We start from the raw sequence: 20,686 nt of genomic DNA on the forward strand, positions 1-20,686 counted from the left end.
GAATATTCAGACGTAAAGGCCCGGAGGGGACTCCAGACCTAGTTGAGGTTCATTTTAGGTGTTTCAAGCGCCAAGGACGCCTATTTCCCCCTATAGCGGCCATAGGCAAGGTATGGCCCTGCCGGCAATCGGCCCTAAGCCTGTGTTTTATCAAGGCTTTGCGCTATCAGTTTCACTGGTTTGGCGCAGCAAACCATGAGGTCAAATGCCCCTATGCAGGCCGGCAACTCCGTCAAGAGCCCTGCTTGAGACCCATTCCCACGAGAAAAATCTCGGCAGACCGGTCGCGCGATGCCTTGGGCTTGATAGGCTTGACCACCTTGAAGGTCTGCTTGAACAGATCCACCAGCTCGTTATAGCCGCTGCCGTGGAACAACTTGACCACCAGCGCGCCCTCGGGCTTCATGTTGTTGATCGCAAAATCGACTGCCATCTCGATGAGCACCGCAACCCGCGCCCCGTCAGTGGCGCCATGGCCCGACAGATTGGGCGCCATGTCCGAGACCACCACATCGGCCTTGCCGCCTCCCATGGCCTCTTCAAGCTGCGCCAGCACCGACTCTTCCCGAAAGTCGCCCTGGATGTAGTGCACGCCCTCGATGGGCTCCATGGGCAGCAGGTCCAGCGAGATGATGCGGCCGTTGAGTTCGCCCGCAGCCGCACCGCTGGGCGAGAGACGACGGCGCACATACTGACTCCAGGCGCCGGGCGCGCAGCCCAGGTCCACCACGGTGTGACCGGGCTGAATCAGCTTGAGCGACTCGTCAATTTCCTTGAGCTTGTAGGCCGCGCGGGCACGATAGCCATCCTTTTGTGCGGCTTTCACATACGGGTCATTGATGTGATCGTGCAGCCAATTCTTATTGACCTTCTTACTTTTGGTTTTCGTTTTCATGCCTGAATTCTCGCAGCCTTGATAATACGGGTATGCCCCAAATTGAATTAACTCCCGCACAGCGCCGGGAACACCGCGCCGAAGCCCACCATCTGGACCCCGTCGTCCTCATCGGTGGCGATGGTCTGACCACTGCCGTTCAAAAGGAAGTGGACGCCGCACTCAATGCCCATGGTCTGATCAAGGTCCGCGTTTTCGGCGACGACCGTGCAGCCCGCGAGCAGATCTATCAACAACTTTGCGACGAGCTGAACGCCGCTCCCATCCAGCACATCGGCAAGCTGCTGGTGCTGTGGCGCCCGATTCCCGAAAAGGAAAAGGCCTTTGATGAAGACCGCATGCCCGGTCCTCGCGACGTCAAGGTGCTCAAGTTCGGCCGCGCCGGCCAGAAGCCCGAAGTCAAGCAGCTGCGCGTGCTCGGCAACCAGCGCCTGACCGCCGGCGGCACCATCAAGCGCGCCAAGCCCAAGCTGAAGTCGGTCAAGAAAGGCCGTCAGGACTGATCTGCCGATCCGCCCTGCCTGCCCGCCCACCCGCCTTTTTTCTTCGCCTAGACCACCAAGCCATGGCTCAGACCACACAGCAGCAACGCCACATTCTTTGCATGAAATGGGGCACCAAATACGGCCCGGAGTACGTCAACCGACTCTACGCCATGGTGCGCCGCCATCTCAGCGGAGATTTTCGCTTTGTCTGCCTGACCGACAGCACAGAGGGGATTCGCTCCGAAGTGGAGTGCTTGCCCATCCCCGACCTGAACATTCATCTGGCCCCCGGCCAGCGTGACGGCGCCTGGAAGAAGCTCACCACCTTCGAGCGCGACCTGCACGGTCTCAAGGGTCAGGCGCTGTTCCTGGACCTGGATGTGGTGATTGTGGGCAGCCTCGACGAGTTCTTCACGCTGCCCGGCGACTTCCGCATCATTCACGACTATCCGCGTTTCTGGCGCTTTGGCGAGCGCATTGTCGGCAACTCTTCGGTCTACCGCTTCGAGCTGGGTGCCCATGCCGATGTGCTGGAGCATTTCCGTGCGCACACGGAAGAGATGCGCGCCAAGTACCGCAACGAGCAGGAGTACCTGTCGCACTTTCTGCACAAGCAGGGCAAGCTTGACTACTGGCCTGCAGCCTGGTGCCCCAGCTTCAAGTACTACTGCATTCCGACCTGGCCCACCAACTACTGGAAGGAGCCGGTGCCGCCGACCGATGCGCGCATCGTGATCTTCCACGGCGAAGTGAACCCGCCCGATGCCCTGGAAGGCCGTCGCAACAAGCGCTTTCGCCATATCGAGCCCGCCAGGTGGATCGAGAAGGCCTGGGGCTGACTGGCTGCCGGTGCAGCCGCAAAAACAAAAGGCGTTGACCGCAAGGTTCAACGCCTTTTTTGTGGCCGCCTGATTGCCTCAACGCACGGCTGACCTGCCGAACAGGCTCAGCGATACCTGGCATCGACCAGCGGATGCCCCTTCATGCGCGAGAGAATGGACAGCGGGCTGGCTGCGGGGTTGTATTCGCTGCCTGGCGGCAGAAACAAGGTCTGCTCCAGCATGTACTGCCCCGACATGACGGCATGCACTGCCTGATCGGAGAAGCACACCCAGGTGGAGCCTGCCGCGAAAGGCACGGTCTCCTGGGGAGCATTTTTCTGATAGTCGGGGTCGCCCTTCATGCCGTCATGAAGCTGCAGCATCAGATGGTCGTATTCGCTGCGATAGGACTTGGTCACATGCAGCAGCTCCAGCGCCTTGGCCTGCCAGGCGCTGTAGGGCTTGGCACGCGGCACAAAACGCTTGGCCACATCGGTGAACGGCTCGCCCACTCGCCAGACCCGGGGCTGGCCATCCGGGTTGACATTGGTGAAGACGCGCAAAATGCGCTCGCCATAGTTGGGCCGCGAAGGAAAGGCATCCACATGCATGCGCTTGTCGTCCGCACGCCAGGACTGCGCCCGCGTTTCCACCTGCGAAGGGCGGTAGCTGGTGGGTGCCATGCGCACCACCGGCATATAGGCAGGAAACAGGCCTGCGATCAGCGCCGTGGCCTGCTCGCGAAAGCGTCCGACCATGGCCGCCACCTGCGCCTGCACGGCCTCGTCGCCCGCCACGCCCTTGATCGAGCCATCCACATTGAGGCTGATATTGCGCGTCTTGGGATCGCGCACATCGGGGCGCAGCAGCGTTTTTTCCTGCTCGGAGAGCTGAAAGCTCAGCTGGGGGAAATACAGCACCTTGCCGGCTTCGACGGCAGCAGTCCATTCATCGCGCCCCCGGACGTTGCTCCAGTCGGTCGCGTCGATTTTTACGATTTGAGATTCCATGGCTTCGGCAGTGTACTCCCCGCAACTGAAGCGGGCTTGCACTGGATCAAGCCGGCTTGCGAGCACCCGCCACACGCCACAGCACGACGGCGGCGCACAGCCACTGCAGCGCATACATGCCGGTGCCCACGCTGTGCCAGAGCCTGAGGTTCTCACGCGCCACAATCTTGGGCGACACGCCATACTGCACCAGCAGCGCCAGCAACATGCCTGCGATCACAAAACCGATAGCTGCTTGCGCCCATTGCTCAAGCTTTTCAGCATGTTTTCGCTTTGAAAGCACCAGCAAAAGAGCGCAACATGCTATGGAAATCCAGGTCTGCGCCGCAAACAGCTTGGCTGCCATGAAACCCGCCAGAGCCGGCGTGGGCAGATGGGCAAACAGCATGGGCACGGCCACAAAGCCGATGGCACTCAGACTGCCCCACCACAGAGCCGCAAAAAAAACAGGCAAGCGTTCAAACATCATGGTGAAATTTCAGCATGGCAGAGCGCAAACCAGAGATGCCGGGCAAGAGCTGCCTCGCGGCGGGGCCGCCCAGGCAAGGGCATCGTCCCCTCCCGCAGCGCGAAGTGCGTACAGAGAGGGGAAGGCGCGCAGCGCCTCAGGGGTGATCAGATGTACTTTATGCCTACGATCTCGTAGCGACGCTCGCCGCCCGGTGCCTGCACCACGGCGGTATCGCCCTCTTCCTTGCCGATCAAGGCGCGCGCAATGGGGCTGGACACATTGATCAGGCCGTGCTTGAGGTCAGCCTCGTCCTCGCCCACGATCTGGTAGGTCACGGCCGAGCCGCTGTCTTCATCTTCCAGATCCACGGTCGCACCAAACACCACACGGCCGCCGGCATCCAGCTCGGTCGGGTCAATGACCTGCGCTGCGGACAGCTTGCCTTCGACCTCGATGATGCGGCCTTCGATGAAGCCCTGCTGCTCCTTCGCAGATTCGTATTCGGCGTTTTCGCTCAAGTCACCCTGAGCACGGGCCTCTGCAATGGCTTGAATGACCGCGGGACGATCCACAGTCTTCAGGCGTTGCAGTTCCACCTTGAGCTTTTCTGCTCCGCGCTTGGTGATTGGGATGGTGGCCATGATCGAGTCTCCAAATTCAGCAAACGCCGCGCCCAGCGCGGCACCTCTCGCACAGTCCTGAGTGACAACGTCAAACAGGGGCCTGTGCCCCAAAAGCAAACCGCCGCACGTTGCCGCGCGGCGGTTCAAATACATTACCGCAGATTATGCCGTGTTTGCTGCGGCACAAATCCGGTAAAAACCCGGCAGCCTTTACGGGCTGCTTCGGGCGTCAGGCTTTTCAGGCCTTGGTCAGCATGGCATGCAGCTCTTGCACCGAGTGCACGTCCAGACTGCCGCGCATGGCCTTCATGCCTTCGACGGCCGCTTCCGCGCCGAAGATGGTGGTAAAGGTGGTCACGCGTGCCAGCAGCGCGCTGGTACGGATCTGGCGCGAGTCGGCGATGGCGTTGCGACGCTCTTCCACGGTGTTGATGACCAGGGCGATTTCGCCGTTCTTGATCGTGTCCACGATGTGGGGGCGGCCCTCGGTCACCTTGTTCACGGTCTGCACCTCGACACCGGCCTCGGCAATCGCCGCAGCCGTGCCGCGTGTGGCGCACAGGCTGTAGCCCATGGCAACCAGTTCCTTGGCCACGGCCACGGCACGGGTCTTGTCGTTGTTCTTCACCGACAGGAAGACCTTGCCTTCGGCAGGCAGGTGCACGCCGGCGCCCATCTGGCTCTTCACAAAGGCTTCGCCAAAGGTCTTGCCCACACCCATGACTTCACCGGTGGACTTCATCTCGGGGCCGAGAATGGTGTCCACACCGGGGAATTTCACGAACGGGAACACGGCTTCCTTGACGCTGAAGTAAGGCGGTGTGACTTCCTTGGTGATGCCCTGCTCGGCCAGAGTCTGGCCGGCCATGCAGCGCGCAGCCACCTTGGCCAGCTGCACGCCGGTGGCCTTGGAGACGAAAGGCACGGTGCGCGAGGCACGGGGGTTCACTTCCAGAACGTAGATCACGTCCTGGCCGTCCGCCTCCTTGATGGCGAACTGCACGTTCATCAGGCCCACCACATGCAGGCCTTCGGCCATGGCTGCGGTCTGGCGCTTGATTTCAGCGACGGTTTCGGCCTTCAGGTAGTAAGGAGGCAGCGAGCAGGCGGAGTCACCGGAGTGAACGCCGGCTTGCTCGATGTGCTCCATCACGCCGCCGATGTACACGGCACCGGTCTTGTCACGCACGCAATCGACGTCGCACTCGATGGCGTTGGACAGGAAGTGGTCCAGCAGCACGGGAGAGTCGTTGGAGACCTTCACGGCTTCGCGCATGTAGCGCTCGAGGTCGCGCTGCTCGTGCACGATTTCCATGGCACGGCCGCCCAGCACATAGGAAGGACGCACCACCAGGGGATAACCCAGGCCGGCAGCCTTTTCCAGGGCTTCGGCTTCGGTACGCGCAGTGGCGTTGGGAGGCTGACGCAGACCCAGTTCGTTGAGCAGCTTCTGGAAGCGCTCGCGGTCCTCGGCGGCATCGATCATGTCGGGCGTGGTGCCGATGATCTTCACGCCTTCGCGCTCCAGGCCCAGGGCCAGCTTCAGAGGCGTCTGGCCGCCGTACTGCACGATCACGCCTTCGGGCTGCTCCACGTCCACGATTTCCAGCACGTCTTCCAGCGTCAGGGGCTCGAAGTACAGGCGATCGGAAGTGTCGTAGTCGGTGGACACGGTCTCGGGGTTGCAGTTGACCATGATGGTTTCGTAACCATCTTCGCGCATGGCCATGGCGGCGTGCACGCAGCAATAGTCGAACTCGATGCCCTGGCCGATACGGTTGGGGCCACCGCCCAGCACCATGATCTTCTTCTTGTCCGTGGGAGCTGCTTCGCACTCTTCGTCATACGTGGAGTACATGTATGCGGTGTTGGAAGCGAACTCGGCAGCGCAGGTGTCCACGCGCTTGAACACAGGACGCACCTTCAGCGCCTTGCGCGCTTCGCGCACGGCCTTGTCGCTGGTGTGCAGCAGCTTGGCCAGGCGGCGGTCCGAGAAGCCCTTTTGCTTGAGGCTGCGCAGGGTCTGCGCATCCAGAGCCGCCAGAGCGCCTTCGCCCTTGGCTTCGTAGAGCTCGTCCAGCTCGAGTTCGATCTTGACGATCTCTTCGATCTGCACCAGGAACCACTTGTCGATCTTGGTGATGTTGTGCACCTCGTCCAGCGACCAGCCGGCAGCGAAAGCGTCACCCACATACCAGATGCGGTCGGGACCGGGCTCGCCCAGTTCCTTTTCCAGGATTTCGCGATCCTGGGTCTTTTCGTTCATGCCGTCCACGCCCACTTCCAGGCCGCGCAAGGCCTTCTGGAAGGACTCCTGGAAGGTACGGCCGATGGCCATCACTTCACCCACGGACTTCATCTGCGTGGTCAGGCGGTTGTCGGCAGCAGGGAACTTTTCGAACGCAAAACGCGGGATCTTGGTGACCACGTAGTCGATCGAAGGCTCGAACGACGCGGGGGTTGCGCCACCGGTGATTTCGTTCTTGAGCTCGTCCAGCGTGAAGCCCACGGCCAGCTTGGCCGCGATCTTGGCGATGGGGAAGCCCGTGGCCTTGGAGGCCAGTGCCGAGGAACGCGAGACGCGTGGATTCATCTCGATGACGATCATGCGACCGTCCTTGGGATTCACCGAGAACTGCACGTTGGAGCCACCCGTGTCCACACCGATTTCGCGCAGGACGGCCAGAGATGCGTTACGCATGATCTGGTATTCCTTGTCGGTCAGTGTCTGGGCCGGCGCCACGGTGATGGAGTCACCGGTGTGCACGCCCATGGGGTCCAGGTTTTCGATGGAGCAGACGATGATGCAGTTGTCAGCGGTGTCGCGCACCACTTCCATCTCGTACTCTTTCCAGCCCAGCAGAGATTCCTCGATCAGCAGCTCGTTGGTAGGCGAAGCCTCCAGACCGCGCTTGCAGATGGTTTCGAATTCTTCGGGGTTGTAGGCAATGCCGCCGCCCGTGCCGCCCAGCGTGAAGCTGGGGCGAATGACGGTGGGAAAACCCATCTGCTTTTGCACGGCCCAGGCTTCGTCCATCGAGTGGGCGATGCCGGAGCGCGCGGAGCCCAGACCGATCTTGGTCATGGCGTCCTTGAACTTCAGACGGTCTTCGGCCTTGTCAATGGCTTCGGGCTTGGCGCCGATCAGCTCGACCTTGTACTTGTCCAGCACGCCGTTCTTCCACAGATCCAGCGCGCAGTTCAGCGCAGTCTGGCCACCCATGGTGGGCAGGATGGCATCGGGACGCTCCTTGGCGATGATCTTCTCGACCGTCTGCCAGGTGATGGGCTCGATGTAGGTGACGTCGGCGGTGGCCGGGTCGGTCATGATCGTGGCAGGGTTGCTGTTGATCAGGATGACCTTGTAACCCTCTTCGCGCAGGGCCTTGCAGGCCTGCACGCCGGAGTAGTCAAACTCGCAGGCCTGACCGATCACGATGGGACCGGCGCCAATGATCAGAATGCTTTTAAGGTCGTTGCGCTTAGGCATTTTTGTGTTTCTCCATCAGCGCTGTGAAGCGGTCAAACAGATAGCCGATATCGTTGGGGCCGGGCGATGCTTCGGGGTGACCCTGGAAGCAGAAGGCAGGCACATCGGTGCGCTCCAGGCCTTGCAACGTGCCGTCGAACAGGCTGATGTGCGTGGCGCGGGCATTGGCGGGCAGCGACTCCAGCTCCACCGCAAAACCGTGGTTCTGGCTGGTGATGCTGACGCGGCCGGAGTCCAGGTCCTTGACAGGGTGGTTGGCGCCGTGGTGGCTGTTTTGCATCTTGAAGGTCTTGGCGCCGGAGGCCAGAGCCATGATCTGATGACCCAGGCAGATGCCGAACAGAGGCTTCTTGGCGGCCATGATCTCTTGCGCAGCGGCAATCGCGTAGTCGCAAGGCTCTGGATCGCCAGGGCCGTTGGAAAGGAACACGCCGTCCGGGTTCAGGGCCAGCACATCCTTGGCGGGCGTCTGGGCGGGCACCACGGTCACGTCGCAACCGCGCTCGGCCAGCATGCGCAGAATGTTCTTCTTCACGCCGAAGTCGTAGGCCACGACCTTGAACCTGGGCGATTCGAGCTTGCCGTAGCCTTGGCCCAGCTTCCACTCGGCCTCGGTCCATGGGTAGGACTTGTCGGTGGACACGACCTTGGCCAGATCCAGCCCCTTCATGCTGGGGGCGGCCTTGGCGGCGGCGATGGCCTCGTCGATCCTGGCCTGGGTGACTTCTTCACCAGCGGCCAGACCCACAATGGCGCCGTTCTGCGCGCCTTGATCACGCAGCAGTCGCGTGAGCTTGCGGGTGTCGATGTTGGCAATGGCGACGGTCTTACCTTCGCTCAGGTACTCGGACAGCGTCTGGGTGCTTCGGAAGTTGCTGGCCAGCAAAGGCAGGTTCTTGATGATGAGACCTGCGGCATGGATCTTGTCAGCTTCGACGTCTTCAGGATTGACACCGTAGTTGCCAATGTGCGGATACGTGAGCGTCACGATCTGCTGGCAATAGCTGGGGTCGGTGAGGATTTCCTGGTAGCCGGTCAGCGAAGTGTTGAAAACGACTTCGCCAACAGTGGTGCCTTGCGCACCAATCGAGTTGCCAATAAAGACCGTGCCGTCTGCGAGCGCCAGAATGGCGGATGGGAAATTTCCCTTGAGAGACAAAAGCACTGGGTTCTCCGGTTTTTTAATTACGGTTACGCCCAACGAAGCCCCGGCATGTGTGCGGGGACATTTGTGTCTGCAGGGAATGGCGAGGAAGCGTCGCTAGGCGTATGAAGGAATGCTTGAAAGCCGCCCATTATAGGCTCTGTCCGCTTCACCCCTTTGAAGCGCCCCGGGATTACCCTCTGCGGCGTAGCATGCTTAGGCTGCTCGCATGCAGGCAGATCGCGGCTGCGGCAGCCACATTGAGTGACTCCTCACCTCCAGGCTGCGCAATGCTGATGCGGTGGCTCGCCATCTCCATCAGCGCATCGCCCACGCCCTGCCCTTCATGGCCCATGGCCCAGGCACAGGGCCAGGGCAGATCGGCCTCATGAATCAATGTCCCCTGATGGGAGCTGGTCACGACCAGGGGCACTTGCAGGCCTTGCACATCCTCGACCGATGCCGCCTCAACCAGATGCAGCCCGAAGTGAGCACCCATTCCGGCGCGAAGCACCTTCTGGCTCCACAGCGCGGCCGTGCCCTTGAGCGCCACGATCTGGGTGAAACCGAAGGCCGACGCGCTGCGCAGGATGCTGCCCACATTGCCGGCATCCTGCACGCGGTCCAGCACCACGGTGGCAACGCCCGGCTGCACCTGCACACCCGCATCCCAGTCCATCACATAGCCCATGCGGGCAGGAGACTCCAGAGCACTGATCTCGTCGAACAAGACATCTGCCAGCACCACGACCTTGCTGGCGGCCTGCACCCACTCTTCGGGCGCCTGGGGCCAGAAAGACTGTGCAAAAACAGCAACCTTTGGTTTCAGACCCCGCACCAGGGCCGCACGGCAAAGATGATCGCCTTCAAGCCAGACCTGCCCCTGTTTGCGATAGGCCGTGCTGTCCTGGGACAGACGGCGCAGTTCTTTGACGAAAGCGTTGTCGCGCGAATGAATGTCCGTGACCTGGGGGCGTGCAGCCATGTCGACCTCTGAGAAAAAACAAAAACCCGGCATGCAAGCGCCTGGCCGAGCTTGAAACAAGAACACGACTTACGCAAAACGGGTTCAGGCCGGGCGACTGCCTCAGAAGGCAGGCCGTTGTGGCGTTCTTGTTTGCGCAAGTCCCAAAGAAGATAGAACGCCCGAGGCGGCCCTGTGCCGCACTCGGGAATGCAGACAATATCGATCAGCCGCGCATCAGACGTAGAGCGATGCCTGCGACATCAGCAGGTTCGAGGTCACCCCCGAGAGTCCGGTCTCGCAGAGCACGGGCTGGGCCGTGCCGCCCGCGCACACCTGACCTGCCTGCAGCACCTGGGCCACGGGCGCAAAGGAGCGCCGATGCTCGGCCGTCGCACCATGGGCGCGCAAGGCCTGCAGATGTGCGGCCGTGCCGTAGCCCTTGTGGCCCGCAAAGCCGTACTGCGGATACTGGACGTCAAGGCGCTCACACCAGCGGTCGCGCGTGACCTTGGCCAAGATGGAAGCCGCCGAAATGGCCTGCACCAGCGAGTCTCCCTTGACGATGGCCTCGGCCTGCACATCGATCTGCGGCAGCTGGTTGCCGTCCACCAGCACCAGCACGGGCTTGAGGCGCAAGCCCATCACCGCGCGGCGCATGGCCAGCAGCGTTGCCTTGAGGATGTTGATCTCGTCGATCTCCTGCACCGAGGCCTGCGCTATGCAAAAGCACAGCGCCTTGGCGCGGATTTCGTCGTAGAGCACCTCGCGGCGATTGGCCGTGAGCTTCTTGGAGTCGTTCAGCCCGGCAATCGGCTTCATGTCGTCCAGGATGACGGCGGCCGCCACCACCGGGCCGGCCAGCGGGCCGCGCCCTGCCTCATCCACCCCGGCGACCAGCCCGGGCGGATGCCAGGGCAGGCAGCCTTGCTCAAGCAGCGGGAGTGGCAATGATTTTTTGGATCGCATGGGCAGCCAGTTCGGCAGTGTCGCGGCGCAGTTCGTGATGTAGCGCGGTGAAGCGCTCAACCAGCGCTTCAATGGTGGCAGGAGAATCCTGGCTGGCCCTGAGCCAGCCCAGCGCGGCCTGAGCCAGTGCCTCGGGCGTAGCCGCATCCTGCAGCAGCTCGGGCACGACAAAATCGCCGCATAAAATATTGGGCAGCCCCACCCAGGGCTGGAGCTGCTTGCGCTTCATGAGGCGCCAGCTCCAGGGGTGCATGCTGTAGCTGATGACCATGGGACGCTTGTAGAGCGCGGCCTCCAGCGTGGCGGTGCCGCTGGCAATCAGTGTGCAGTCGCAGGCCGCCAGCACATCGTGGGACTGACCCTTGACGATCAGGCAGCGGTCCTGCATGCCGGCCTCGGCCGCAATGCGCTGCACTTCCTCGTAGAGCGAGGGCACGGCAGGCACGACGATGCGGGTCTGCGGCAATGCCTTGCGGACCAGCGCTGCCGCCTTGAAAAAGCCTGAGGCAATGTAGCGCACCTCGGAGCGGCGGCTGCCGGGCAGCAAGGCCAGCACCAGGCCCTCTTCGGCCAGACCCAGGCGCGCACGCGCGGCAGCTTTATCGGGATGCAGCGGAATCACCTGCGCCAGCGGATGACCGACGTAGGTGGCCTCGATGCCATGCTGGGCCAGCAGCTCGGGCTCGAACGGGAAGATGCACAGCACATGGTCGGCCGCGCGGCGGATTTTCTCCACGCGATCGGCACGCCAGGCCCAGATCGAAGGACAGACAAAGTGCACGGTCTTGATGCCGGCTTCGCGCAAGCTGGTTTCCAGCCCCAGGTTGAAGTCCGGCGCATCCACACCCACAAACACCGAGGGCGGATGCGCAATCAGGCGCTGACGCAGCTTTTTGCGAATACCGAGCAGCTCGGCCACGCGCGCCAGCACTTCCCAGCTGTAGCCGTGCACGGCAAGGCGCTCTGACTGCCACCAGGCGTCAAAGCCGCGCTCCTGCATTCTGTCGCCGCCGATCCCCATGGAGCTCGCATCGGGCCAGCGCTGACGAAGACCGTCCAGCAGCAGCGAAGCCAGCAGATCGCCCGAGGCCTCGCCGGCCACCATGGCGATGCTGGGTGCTATTGAATCTGCAGCTACTTGCGTTTGCTTATCGGGCATTTCAGAGCTATTCACGTCTCAAACTCAGATAGGGACAGCGCGAGCTGCTATCAACGTGTAATGCCGTTGCTTGCCGAAGCCAGAAAGGACTGCATGAAGTCCACGTCCTGCACGGCTTCAGGCGTTGCCGACTTGATCGCATTCATGGCCGCAACGGCATGCTCCAGCGTCAGACCCTGGCGGTACAGCAGCTTGTGCATCTCGCGCACGGCGGCAATGCGCGCGTCCGAGAAACCACGACGCTTGAGACCGATCAGATTCACGCTGCGCGCGGCCAGCGGATTGCCGTCCACCGTCATGAAGGGCGGCACATCCTTGTTCACATGGGCCTGAAAGCCCACCATGGCATGAGCGCCTATACGCATGCGCTGCAGCACACCGGTCAGCCCGCCAATGGTCACCCAGTCGCCGACATGCACATGGCCTGCCAGCGTGGTGTTGTTGGCCAGCGTGGTCTGGTTGCCAATGATGCAGTCATGCGCGATATGCACATAGGCCATGATCCAGTTGTCATTGCCGATGGTCGTCTCGCCGCGATCCTGCGTGGTGCCCGTGTTGAAGGTACAGAACTCGCGCACCGTGTTGCGATCGCCGATCACCAGACGCGTGTGCTCGCCCGCGTACTTCTTGTCCTGGGGCTGCGCACCCAGCGACGCGAACTGGAAGATGTGGTTGTCTTCACCAATGGTGGTGTCGCCTTCGATCACGCAATGCGCGCCCACCTTGCTGCCGGCGCCAATGCGCACCCTGGGACCGATAACCGCATACGGCCCCACCGACACCGAGGTGTCAAGCTGGGCCGCAGGGTCCACCACGGCGGTGGGATGAATCAAGCTCACAGCCGCCATCAACGCTTATCCCACGTGACGCATGGTGCACATCAGCTGGGCTTCAGCGGCCACTTCGCCATCCACGCTGGCGACGGCGTTGAACTTCCAGATTCCGCCGCGCACGCGGTCGATGGTGATCTCCAGAGCCAGCTGGTCTCCCGGCACCACGGGGCGCTTGAAGCGAGCCGAGTCGATGCCCACGAAATAGTAGATATTGTTTTCATCGGGCACCTGGCCCATGGCGTCGAAGGCCAGCAAGCCGGCTGCCTGAGCCAGAGCTTCAAGAATCAGCACGCCGGGCATGACGGGACGACCGGGGAAGTGACCGGTGAAGAACGGCTCGTTGAACGTGACGTTCTTGATCGCCTTGATGCGCGTGTTGCGCTCAAGCTCAAGCACCCGGTCCACCAGAAGAAAAGGGTAGCGGTGAGGCAGTTGCTTGAGAATTTCTTGAATATCCATCATCAATTTCCGTTGTTGCTTTGCCGGCCCTCAGCCAGCGCTTGTTCAAGCTTCTTGACCCGCTCGCGGAGCGTGTACAACTGCCTGAAGGTTGCAGCGTTCTTTTCCCATTGCTCGTTCTCTTGCAACGGAAAGATGCCTGTATAAAAACCTGCCTTGGGCAAGGAACGAGTGACCATGGACGTCGGCGAAATCACCGTACCGTCCGCAATCGTCAAATGCCCCAGAATATTGGCGGCTCCACCAATCTGGCAGCGCTTGCCGATGCGCGCACTGCCGGCAATGCCGGTATTGCCGGCAATCACCGTATGCGCACCAATGTGCACATTGTGGGCAATCTGCACCAGATTATCGATCTTGACGCCGTCTTCAATGACGGTGTCATCAAGTGCCCCACGATCCACGCAGGTGTTGGCGCCGATTTCCACATCGTTGCCGATGCGCACGCCCCCCAGTTGCTCGATCTTTTCCCATTGGCCCGCCGAGGGCGCGAAGCCGAAGCCGTCGGCACCGATGACCACACCGGGATGCAGAATGCAGCGCTCGCCCAGCGCACAGCCCTGGCCGATGGAGACACGCGATTTCAGCACCGTATCGGCACCGATGATCGCGCCAGCCTCCACCACGCATTGCGGCCCCACATAGGCGCTTTCATGCACCTGGGCCGTGGCATCCACCACCGCACTCGCATGGATGCCACGCGGCCTGCCGCCCTGCTGGTGCGCCTTCCACCACTGGGTGGCACGTGCGAAATAGGCATAAGGATCGCCCGTGACAATGCAGGCGCCACGCTGCGCGGCTTCATCACGCATCGTCGGCGCCACAATGACACAGGCCGCCTGTGAGGCGGCCAGTTGCTGGCGATAGCGGGGATTGCTTAAAAAGCTCAGATCACCGTGACCCGCAGAGTCCAGTGGAGCGATGCGCGAGATAGGCATCTCGCGCTCGCCACCGACCAGTTCTCCACCGAGCGCATCGAGAATCTGTCCCAATAGAACGCTCACAAAAGTATCCTTGGGATTACTTTGCGCCGTTCAGGGCCTTGATGACCTTGTCGGTGATATCAAACTTGGGATTGATATACACGGCTTCTTGCAAGATGACGTCGTACTTTTCGGTCTCGGCCACTTGCTTGACAACCTTGTTCGCACGATCCAGCACGGTGGCCAGCTCTTCATTCTTGCGAGCGTTCAGGTCTTCCTGAAATTCACGGCGCTTGCGCTGGAATTCACGATCCTGATCCACCAGCTGACGCTGGCGCGAAGCACGCTGGCTCTCGGACATGGTGGTAGCTTCACGCTCGAACTTGTCCGAGGCGGTCTTCAAGGAATTGCCCTGATCGACCAAATCCTTTTCACGCTTAGAAAACTCCTGCTCAAGCTTGGCTTGGGCAGCCTTGGCAGCGGATGCCTCACGGAAGATACGATCCGTGTTCACAAAACCGGCCTTGAATTCCTGTGCATGCGCAGAGACGGCCATGGCGCCAAGCAGCACAGCCAAAGAAAGATGGCTAGAGAGAGATTTCATTAGAAAGATGTTCCGATTTGGAATTGCAGTTTCTGGATTCTATCGCCGGTTTCCTTACGGATTGGCTGAGCATACGCCAAACGCAGAGGACCCAGCGGCGAAATCCAACTAATACCGATACCGGTGGAAGCACGCAAGGTTCCCAGATCCATGCTTTCACCTTCCGCCCACACATTACCCACGTCCACAAAGCCGAACAGACGCAGTGTTCTGTCATTACCGGCACCTGGGAACGGGACCATGAATTCGCCATTCAAGGTCAACTTGCGCGTACCGCCCAAGGCCAGATTGGTATTCACTGAGTCACGACGTCCCAGAGAGCCTTGCTCAAAGCCACGCACCGAGCCCAGACCACCCGAATAGAAATTCTTGAAAATAGGATAGGGATTACCGCCCAGGCCCTTGCCCCAGCCCAGTTCACCGTTCAGGGCAATCGTGTACTTCTTGTTCAGCGGAATATATTGCTGAATCTGGTAGTTGGCCTTCGCATAGCGCATATCGCTCATGAACGAGGCTTCCAGATTCACACGCTGATAGCGGCCGGCATTGGGAGCCAGCGCGCTGTCGCGGTTATCACGAGACCATCCCAGCGTCAGAGGAATGCCGGTCTTGGAGCAGCCGACATTCGCGCCCACGGCCCCGCCGCAATACTCGTTATAGACCGCCGGCATATAGGTGCCAGGCTTGATCTCATTGCCTTCGACACCGGCACCGAAGAAGATGGTGTCCACTTCGCTGAAGGGCACGCCAAAGCGCACGCTGGCACCCTTGGTGATGATCTTGTAGGCGCCATCGTCATAGTAGGGACGGACGGTGCGGTAGTACAGGTCATAGGTGCGCGAGATACCGGTATCCGTGAAGTACGGATTGGTTGTCGACACCACCATGGTGCGGTTGTACTTGCTGGTATTGACATCCAGACCCAGGTAGTTGCCCGAGCCGAACACGTTTTCCTGCTTGATGCCGAAGGACAGCGAGACCTTTTCAGCACTGGAAAAACCTGCGCCCAGCTGAATCGAGCCTGTGGGCTTCTCAACCACATTGATCATCAGATCGACCTGATCGGGAGAGCCGGGCACTTCCTGGGTTTCAATGTCGACCTGGGTAAAGAAGCCCAAACGGTCCACACGGTCGCGCGACAGCTTGATCTTCTGGCCGTCATACCAGGAGGCCTCGAACTGACGGAACTCGCGGCGAATCACTTCGTCGCGGGTCTTGTTGTTGCCGCTGACGCTGATGCGACGGATATAGGCGCGACGCGAAGGCTGTGCTTGCAACACGATGGCCACACGATTGTTGGCGCGATCGATCTCGGGCACGGCCTCCACCTTGGCGAAGGCAAAACCGAAATTGCTGTAATAGTCGGTAAAAGCCTTGACGGTCTCGGAAACCTGGTCGGCGTTATAAGGCTCACCGGGCTTGATCTTGACCAGCGACTTGAACTCGTCGTCACGATCCAGGTAGTTGCCATCGAGCTTCACGCCGGAGACCACATACTGATTGCCTTCGTGAATATTCACGGTCAGGCCGATATTTTGCTTGTCCGGAGAAATGGCAACCTGTGTGGACTCCACACGGAACTCCAGATAGCCGCGCTGCAGATAGTAGGAGCGCAGCGACTCCAGGTCGGCATTGAGCTTGTTGCGCGCATAACGGTCAGACTTGGTGTACCAGCTCATCCAGTTGCCGGTGTCCTGATCGAACAAGTCCTTGAGCGTCGATTCCTTGAAGGCCTTGTTGCCCACAATGTGGATTTCGTTGATCTTGGCCGGCTCACCTTCGGAGACGGTGAAGGTCAGGTTCACTCGGTTGCGCTCGATAGGCGTCACCGTGGTCACCACTTCAGCGCCATACAGGCTGCGGTTGATGTACTGGCGCTTGAGCTCTTGCTCGGCGCGATCAGCCAGCGCCTTGTCGAAAGGACGGCCATCGGCCAGCCCCACGTCACGCATGGCCTTGAGCAGAGTGTCCTTGTCAAACTCCTTGGTGCCGGCAAAGTTCACCTCGGCAATGGTGGGGCGCTCTTCCACCACCACCACCAGCACATTGCCATTGGCTTCGAGGCGCACGTCCTTGAACAGACCCAGGGCAAACAGCGAACGAATGGCAGCAGCGCCCTTTTCGTCGTTGTAGTCATCACCCACGCGCAAAGGCATGGAAGCGAACACCGTACCGGCCTCCACTCGCTGCAAACCCTCGACGCGGATATCTTGAACTTTGAAGGGCTCCAATGCCCATGCCGCTTGCGCAGCTAAAACCATAGCAGCCAGGGCAGTTGCAGAGCGCATGCCCAAGCGATTGAAATGTTTTTTCATGAGTGGAAATCGCCGCGAATGCGGCCTACCGTAGCGGTAAAAATTAGCCCCAGAGCCGGTTGATATCGTTGAAAAAGGCGACTGACATCATCAGCAATATGACTGCGACGCCTGCACGCTGCATTCTTTCAGCCCAGACATCAGAGACACTGCGCCCCGTCAAACCTTCCCAAAGATAATACATCAGGTGCCCACCATCCAGAACGGGCAATGGTAGCAGGTTGAGAACGCCCAGGCTGATGCTGATAAGCGCGAGGAATGACAGGTATTGCACCAGCCCCATGCTGGCGGACTTGCCTGCATAGTCTGCGATCGTCAAAGGACCGCTGATATTCTTGAGCGAGGCCTGACCGATCAGCATGCGCCCCATCATGCGCAGTGTCATGGAGGACAGCTCCCAGGTCTTGTGCACACCGGCACTCAAGCCATCCAGAAAGCCATGGCGCACCAGCACCATCTCGGGCTGGCTGCCAATAAAGGCGTTCACACGTGCCGTTGCAGCTTGCCCATCCTTGCCAGGTACTATTTCCGGCTGCACCTGCAGATTCAGACGCTGACCCTTACGCTCCACAACCCAGGCCTGCGGCTCGACTTGCCCGGATGCACCCGAGGCACGAATCGCGGCACGCGCCTGAGCGCCATCCTGAGCGGCATGGCCATCGATGCTGAGCAACACATCGCCTTTTTGCAGACCCGCCTTTTCTGCCGGGCCACCTGCAACAACCTCTTCTATGACCGGACGACTCCAGGCTCCCTGCAGCCCGACCTTGTCAAAGAAAGCCGCATCTGGTTCCTTTTGTTGCAAAGAAGCAAGATCGAGCGGCACGACACGCCCCGCGCCATGCTCCTGTGCCGCCACCTCCAACTGCAAGGTTTCACCTTCAATGGCAGCTGTCGTCACCAGCCAGCGCAAATCACCCAGGGCACGCACAGGCTGCCATTCCCGTCCACCCACGGAGACACGCTGCACCCAGTCGCCACTTTGAATACCAGCCTGATGCAGCAGCGTGCCTTCCGCAGGAGCCGCAAGTCGGGCTGCCGGCTCGTTGGTACCCACCCAGTTGACCACCGCCAGCAGCGCCACGGCCAGCACCAGATTGGCCACAGGTCCCGCGGCAACAATGGCTGCACGTGAGCGCAGGGGCTGATTGTTGAAGGCCAGATGTTTTTCCTCGGGCCTGACCTCGCCCTCACGTTCGTCAAGCATGCGCACATAGCCGCCCAGAGGCAGCGCCGCAATCACATACTCGGTGCCCGACTTCTTGCCGACCCAGCGCAACAGCGGCTTGCCAAAGCCCACGGAGTAACGCAGCACCTTGACACCGCAGGCCACGGCAACACGATAGTGGCCCCACTCATGCACTGCAATCAGAACGCCGAGCGCCACGATGAAAGCCACAACCGTCAGCAACACCTGAAACTCCTTAATGCCAATCAATGCTTGGAGTGTGCCGCAGGCCGCAAGTTCAACCGCAACTCCTCAAGCACCCGAAGTGGACGCCAGATCAGCGCGCCCACTGCCTCGCTATGTCTGCCGCACGCTCGCGCGCTCGCTCATCGAGCGCCATCAACTCCTGCAGACTGCCTACGGCACCAGGTTGAACGGATTCCAGCGTCTGCAGATTGAGGGCATGAATGCGGTCAAACGACAGGCGACGCTCCAGGAATGCGGCGACAGCCACTTCGTTCGCGGCATTGAGCACCGTGGTCGTGCCCTCGGGCGCGCGCAGCGCCTGCCAGGACAGATGCAGGCCCGGAAAGCGGTGCACATCCGCCTCCTCGAAGGTCAGCGCCGCCAGCTTGGCGAAATCCAGCACAGGTGCACCGCTCTCAATGCGCTCGGGCCAGGCCAGACCGCAGGCAATCGGCACCCGCATATCGGGCGTACCCAGCTGAGCGAGTACGGAAGAATCCTTGAACTGCACCATGGAGTGCACGATCTGCTGCGGATGGATCACCACCTTGATCTTCTCGGGCGCCATATCGAACAGCCAGCGCGCCTCGATCACCTCCAGCGCCTTGTTCATCATGGTGGCCGAGTCCACCGAGATCTTGCGCCCCATGGAGAAGTTGGGGTGCGAGCAAGCCTGCTCGGGCGTGATTTCGGACAGTGTCGCCGGATCACGCTGGCGGAACGGACCGCCCGATGCCGTCAACAGCAAGGAGTCGACGCGATCAGTCCATGTGCTGCTGTCCTCGGGAAGGCACTGGAAGATGGCCGAATGCTCGCTGTCGATGGGCAGCAAAGTGGCACCATGGCGCTTGACAGTATCCATGAACAGCGCGCCGCCCACCACCAGGGCCTCCTTGTTGGCCAGCAGCAGACGCTTGCCGGCCTTGGCAGCCGCCAGACAGGGTGCCAGACCGGCCGCTCCAACAATCGCACCCATGACGGCATCCACATCAGGATGCGACGCAATCACTTCAAGAGCATCCCGCTGCTGAAGAACCTGTGTCTGGAGTCCGTTTTGCTTGATTGCCTCAGCCAGTTGACGAGCATGAGGCGCACTGGCCATCACAGCGAACTGCGGCTTGAACTGCGCGCATTGCCTGAGCATCAGATCCACTTGCGTGGCCGCACTCAGCGCGAAGATTTCGTATTGTTCAGGGTGGCGCGCCACCACATCCAGGGTATTGGTTCCGATGGAACCGGTAGAACCCAGAACCGTGATTTTCTGCTTCATGGATGCACAAAGGATGAGAGCATCATCGCCAACGGCAGTGTGGGCAGGAGAGCATCAATGCGATCCAGGACACCACCATGGCCGGGCAGCAAGCCGCTGCTGTCCTTGACACCGACGCTGCGCTTGATGAGGGATTCGACCAGGTCGCCCACCACACTCATCGCAGCCATAAACACCGCAGCCAGCAGCAGAAACCAAAGTCCGCGCGACTGCAGCACCGAATAGAAACTGGGAACACCGGCGCCGTAATGGCGATCAGCCCAGCTCCAGACCAGAGCCAGAACAATCACCCCCAGCATGCCACCCCAGACACCTTCCCAGCTCTTGCCGGGACTGATGGAAGGAGCGAGCTTGTTCCTGGTGAACTTCAGGCCGAAAGTGCGGCCTGCAAAATAGGCAAAGACATCAGCCACCCAGACCAGCACCAGCACCGACAGCAGGAAGTTGATGCCGATATTGCGCGCCTGCACCACGGCCAGCCAGGCCAGCCACAATGCCAGCACGCCGCCGACCAGACGAACTGCTGCCGGAATATGCGGCCAGCCCGCCACGCCCGCGCGCAGCAGCAGCACGCCCCCCAGCACCCAGAGGGAACCCGCAATCAGCCACACCGTGGGCAGAGGCTGATCAACCCAGCCGGCCCACCAGGAGCCGGCGCACAGCGCCGTACAGACAGCACCCAGGCCCAGCGAGCCTGCCTGCCCAAAACCATTGAGTCGCCCCCACTCCCAGGCACCAGCCGCCATGAACAACAGCATCAGTGCGGCAAAGGGCACGGTGCTGGCCGTATAAAACAGTGCCGGCAGCAAAATGGCCAGCAAGATCAAGGCGGTAATGACGCGCTGCTTGAGCATGGC

General features: G+C 60.9%; 19 protein-coding genes. 2 read left to right on the forward strand and 17 right to left on the reverse strand.

Features of this window, described 5'->3' with window-relative positions:
* Positions 1-232: 232 nt before the first annotated feature.
* Positions 233-895 carry an RlmE family RNA methyltransferase gene (locus tag AC1RTQ_RS15205; protein ID WP_304350671.1) on the reverse strand — a complete coding sequence of 221 codons (663 nt, stop codon included), beginning with the start codon at positions 893-895 and terminating at the stop codon, positions 233-235.
* A 32-nt stretch (positions 896-927) separates the two neighbouring features.
* Between AC1RTQ_RS15205 and AC1RTQ_RS15210 the strand changes: the two genes are divergently transcribed.
* Both AC1RTQ_RS15210 and AC1RTQ_RS15215 read left to right on the forward strand, forming a co-directional pair.
* Positions 928-1,398: a YhbY family RNA-binding protein gene (locus tag AC1RTQ_RS15210; RefSeq protein ID WP_492876931.1), complete on the forward strand. Its 471-nt coding sequence runs from the start codon at positions 928-930 to the stop codon at positions 1,396-1,398.
* A gap of 62 nt (positions 1,399-1,460) precedes the next feature.
* The gene (locus AC1RTQ_RS15215) at positions 1,461-2,219 is read left to right on the forward strand and encodes a glycosyltransferase (protein WP_302089923.1); all 759 of its coding nucleotides are present in this window, start codon (positions 1,461-1,463) and stop codon (positions 2,217-2,219) included.
* A 107-nt stretch (positions 2,220-2,326) separates the two neighbouring features.
* On the opposite strand, the gene kdoO is transcribed toward AC1RTQ_RS15215, so the two are convergent.
* The 16 genes from kdoO to AC1RTQ_RS15295 all read right to left on the reverse strand — a co-directional run bounded on the left by kdoO (position 2,327) and on the right by AC1RTQ_RS15295 (position 20,683).
* On the reverse strand, positions 2,327-3,211 hold the full coding sequence (gene kdoO, locus AC1RTQ_RS15220) for a Kdo hydroxylase KdoO (RefSeq protein WP_492876934.1): 885 nt from the start codon (positions 3,209-3,211) through the stop codon (positions 2,327-2,329).
* A gap of 46 nt (positions 3,212-3,257) precedes the next feature.
* On the reverse strand, positions 3,258-3,677 hold the full coding sequence (locus AC1RTQ_RS15225; RefSeq protein WP_304350687.1) for a DUF4149 domain-containing protein: 420 nt from the start codon (positions 3,675-3,677) through the stop codon (positions 3,258-3,260).
* 149 nt (positions 3,678-3,826) lie between these two features.
* Positions 3,827-4,303: a transcription elongation factor GreA gene (gene greA, locus AC1RTQ_RS15230; protein WP_302089921.1), complete on the reverse strand. Its 477-nt coding sequence runs from the start codon at positions 4,301-4,303 to the stop codon at positions 3,827-3,829.
* Between the two features lie 220 nt (positions 4,304-4,523).
* Positions 4,524-7,775 carry a carbamoyl-phosphate synthase large subunit gene (carB, locus tag AC1RTQ_RS15235; protein WP_304350669.1) on the reverse strand — a complete coding sequence of 1,084 codons (3,252 nt, stop codon included), beginning with the start codon at positions 7,773-7,775 and terminating at the stop codon, positions 4,524-4,526.
* On the reverse strand, positions 7,768-8,940 hold the full coding sequence (carA, locus tag AC1RTQ_RS15240; protein WP_492876937.1) for a glutamine-hydrolyzing carbamoyl-phosphate synthase small subunit: 1,173 nt from the start codon (positions 8,938-8,940) through the stop codon (positions 7,768-7,770). The genes carB and carA overlap by 8 nt, the downstream gene beginning before the upstream one ends.
* A gap of 172 nt (positions 8,941-9,112) precedes the next feature.
* Complete coding sequence (locus AC1RTQ_RS15245) at positions 9,113-9,904, reverse strand: TrmH family RNA methyltransferase (RefSeq protein WP_492876939.1); 792 nt, start codon at positions 9,902-9,904, stop codon at positions 9,113-9,115.
* A 216-nt stretch (positions 9,905-10,120) separates the two neighbouring features.
* Positions 10,121-10,852, reverse strand: a complete 732-nt coding sequence (gene rnhB, locus AC1RTQ_RS15250; protein WP_492876941.1) for a ribonuclease HII — start codon at positions 10,850-10,852, stop codon at positions 10,121-10,123.
* Positions 10,815-12,011 carry a lipid-A-disaccharide synthase gene (lpxB, locus tag AC1RTQ_RS15255; RefSeq protein WP_302089915.1) on the reverse strand — a complete coding sequence of 399 codons (1,197 nt, stop codon included), beginning with the start codon at positions 12,009-12,011 and terminating at the stop codon, positions 10,815-10,817. The genes rnhB and lpxB overlap by 38 nt, the downstream gene beginning before the upstream one ends.
* Before the next feature lie 50 nt (positions 12,012-12,061).
* Positions 12,062-12,850, reverse strand: a complete 789-nt coding sequence (lpxA, locus tag AC1RTQ_RS15260) for an acyl-ACP--UDP-N-acetylglucosamine O-acyltransferase (RefSeq protein ID WP_492876943.1) — start codon at positions 12,848-12,850, stop codon at positions 12,062-12,064.
* Between the two features lie 15 nt (positions 12,851-12,865).
* Positions 12,866-13,306: a 3-hydroxyacyl-ACP dehydratase FabZ gene (gene fabZ / locus AC1RTQ_RS15265; RefSeq protein WP_003053425.1), complete on the reverse strand. Its 441-nt coding sequence runs from the start codon at positions 13,304-13,306 to the stop codon at positions 12,866-12,868.
* Positions 13,306-14,307, reverse strand: coding sequence for a UDP-3-O-(3-hydroxymyristoyl)glucosamine N-acyltransferase (gene lpxD, locus AC1RTQ_RS15270; protein WP_302089913.1), 1,002 nt, complete (start codon positions 14,305-14,307; stop codon positions 13,306-13,308). The genes fabZ and lpxD overlap by 1 nt, the downstream gene beginning before the upstream one ends.
* A gap of 16 nt (positions 14,308-14,323) precedes the next feature.
* The gene (locus AC1RTQ_RS15275) at positions 14,324-14,830 is read right to left on the reverse strand and encodes an OmpH/Skp family outer membrane protein (RefSeq protein WP_034367360.1); all 507 of its coding nucleotides are present in this window, start codon (positions 14,828-14,830) and stop codon (positions 14,324-14,326) included.
* Entirely contained in the window at positions 14,830-17,145 is a 2,316-nt protein-coding gene (bamA, locus tag AC1RTQ_RS15280; protein ID WP_492876946.1) for an outer membrane protein assembly factor BamA, read from the reverse strand. Before bamA ends, AC1RTQ_RS15275 begins: the two co-directional genes overlap by 1 nt.
* Before the next feature lie 43 nt (positions 17,146-17,188).
* Positions 17,189-18,559, reverse strand: coding sequence for an RIP metalloprotease RseP (gene rseP, locus AC1RTQ_RS15285; RefSeq protein ID WP_492876948.1), 1,371 nt, complete (start codon positions 18,557-18,559; stop codon positions 17,189-17,191).
* A 91-nt stretch (positions 18,560-18,650) separates the two neighbouring features.
* Positions 18,651-19,829, reverse strand: coding sequence for a 1-deoxy-D-xylulose-5-phosphate reductoisomerase (ispC, locus tag AC1RTQ_RS15290; protein ID WP_302089910.1), 1,179 nt, complete (start codon positions 19,827-19,829; stop codon positions 18,651-18,653).
* Complete coding sequence (locus tag AC1RTQ_RS15295; RefSeq protein ID WP_492876951.1) at positions 19,826-20,683, reverse strand: phosphatidate cytidylyltransferase; 858 nt, start codon at positions 20,681-20,683, stop codon at positions 19,826-19,828. Before AC1RTQ_RS15295 ends, ispC begins: the two co-directional genes overlap by 4 nt.
* Positions 20,684-20,686: the final 3 nt, after the last annotated feature.

This window comes from Comamonas sp. GW821-FHT11H03 (assembly GCF_058807955.1).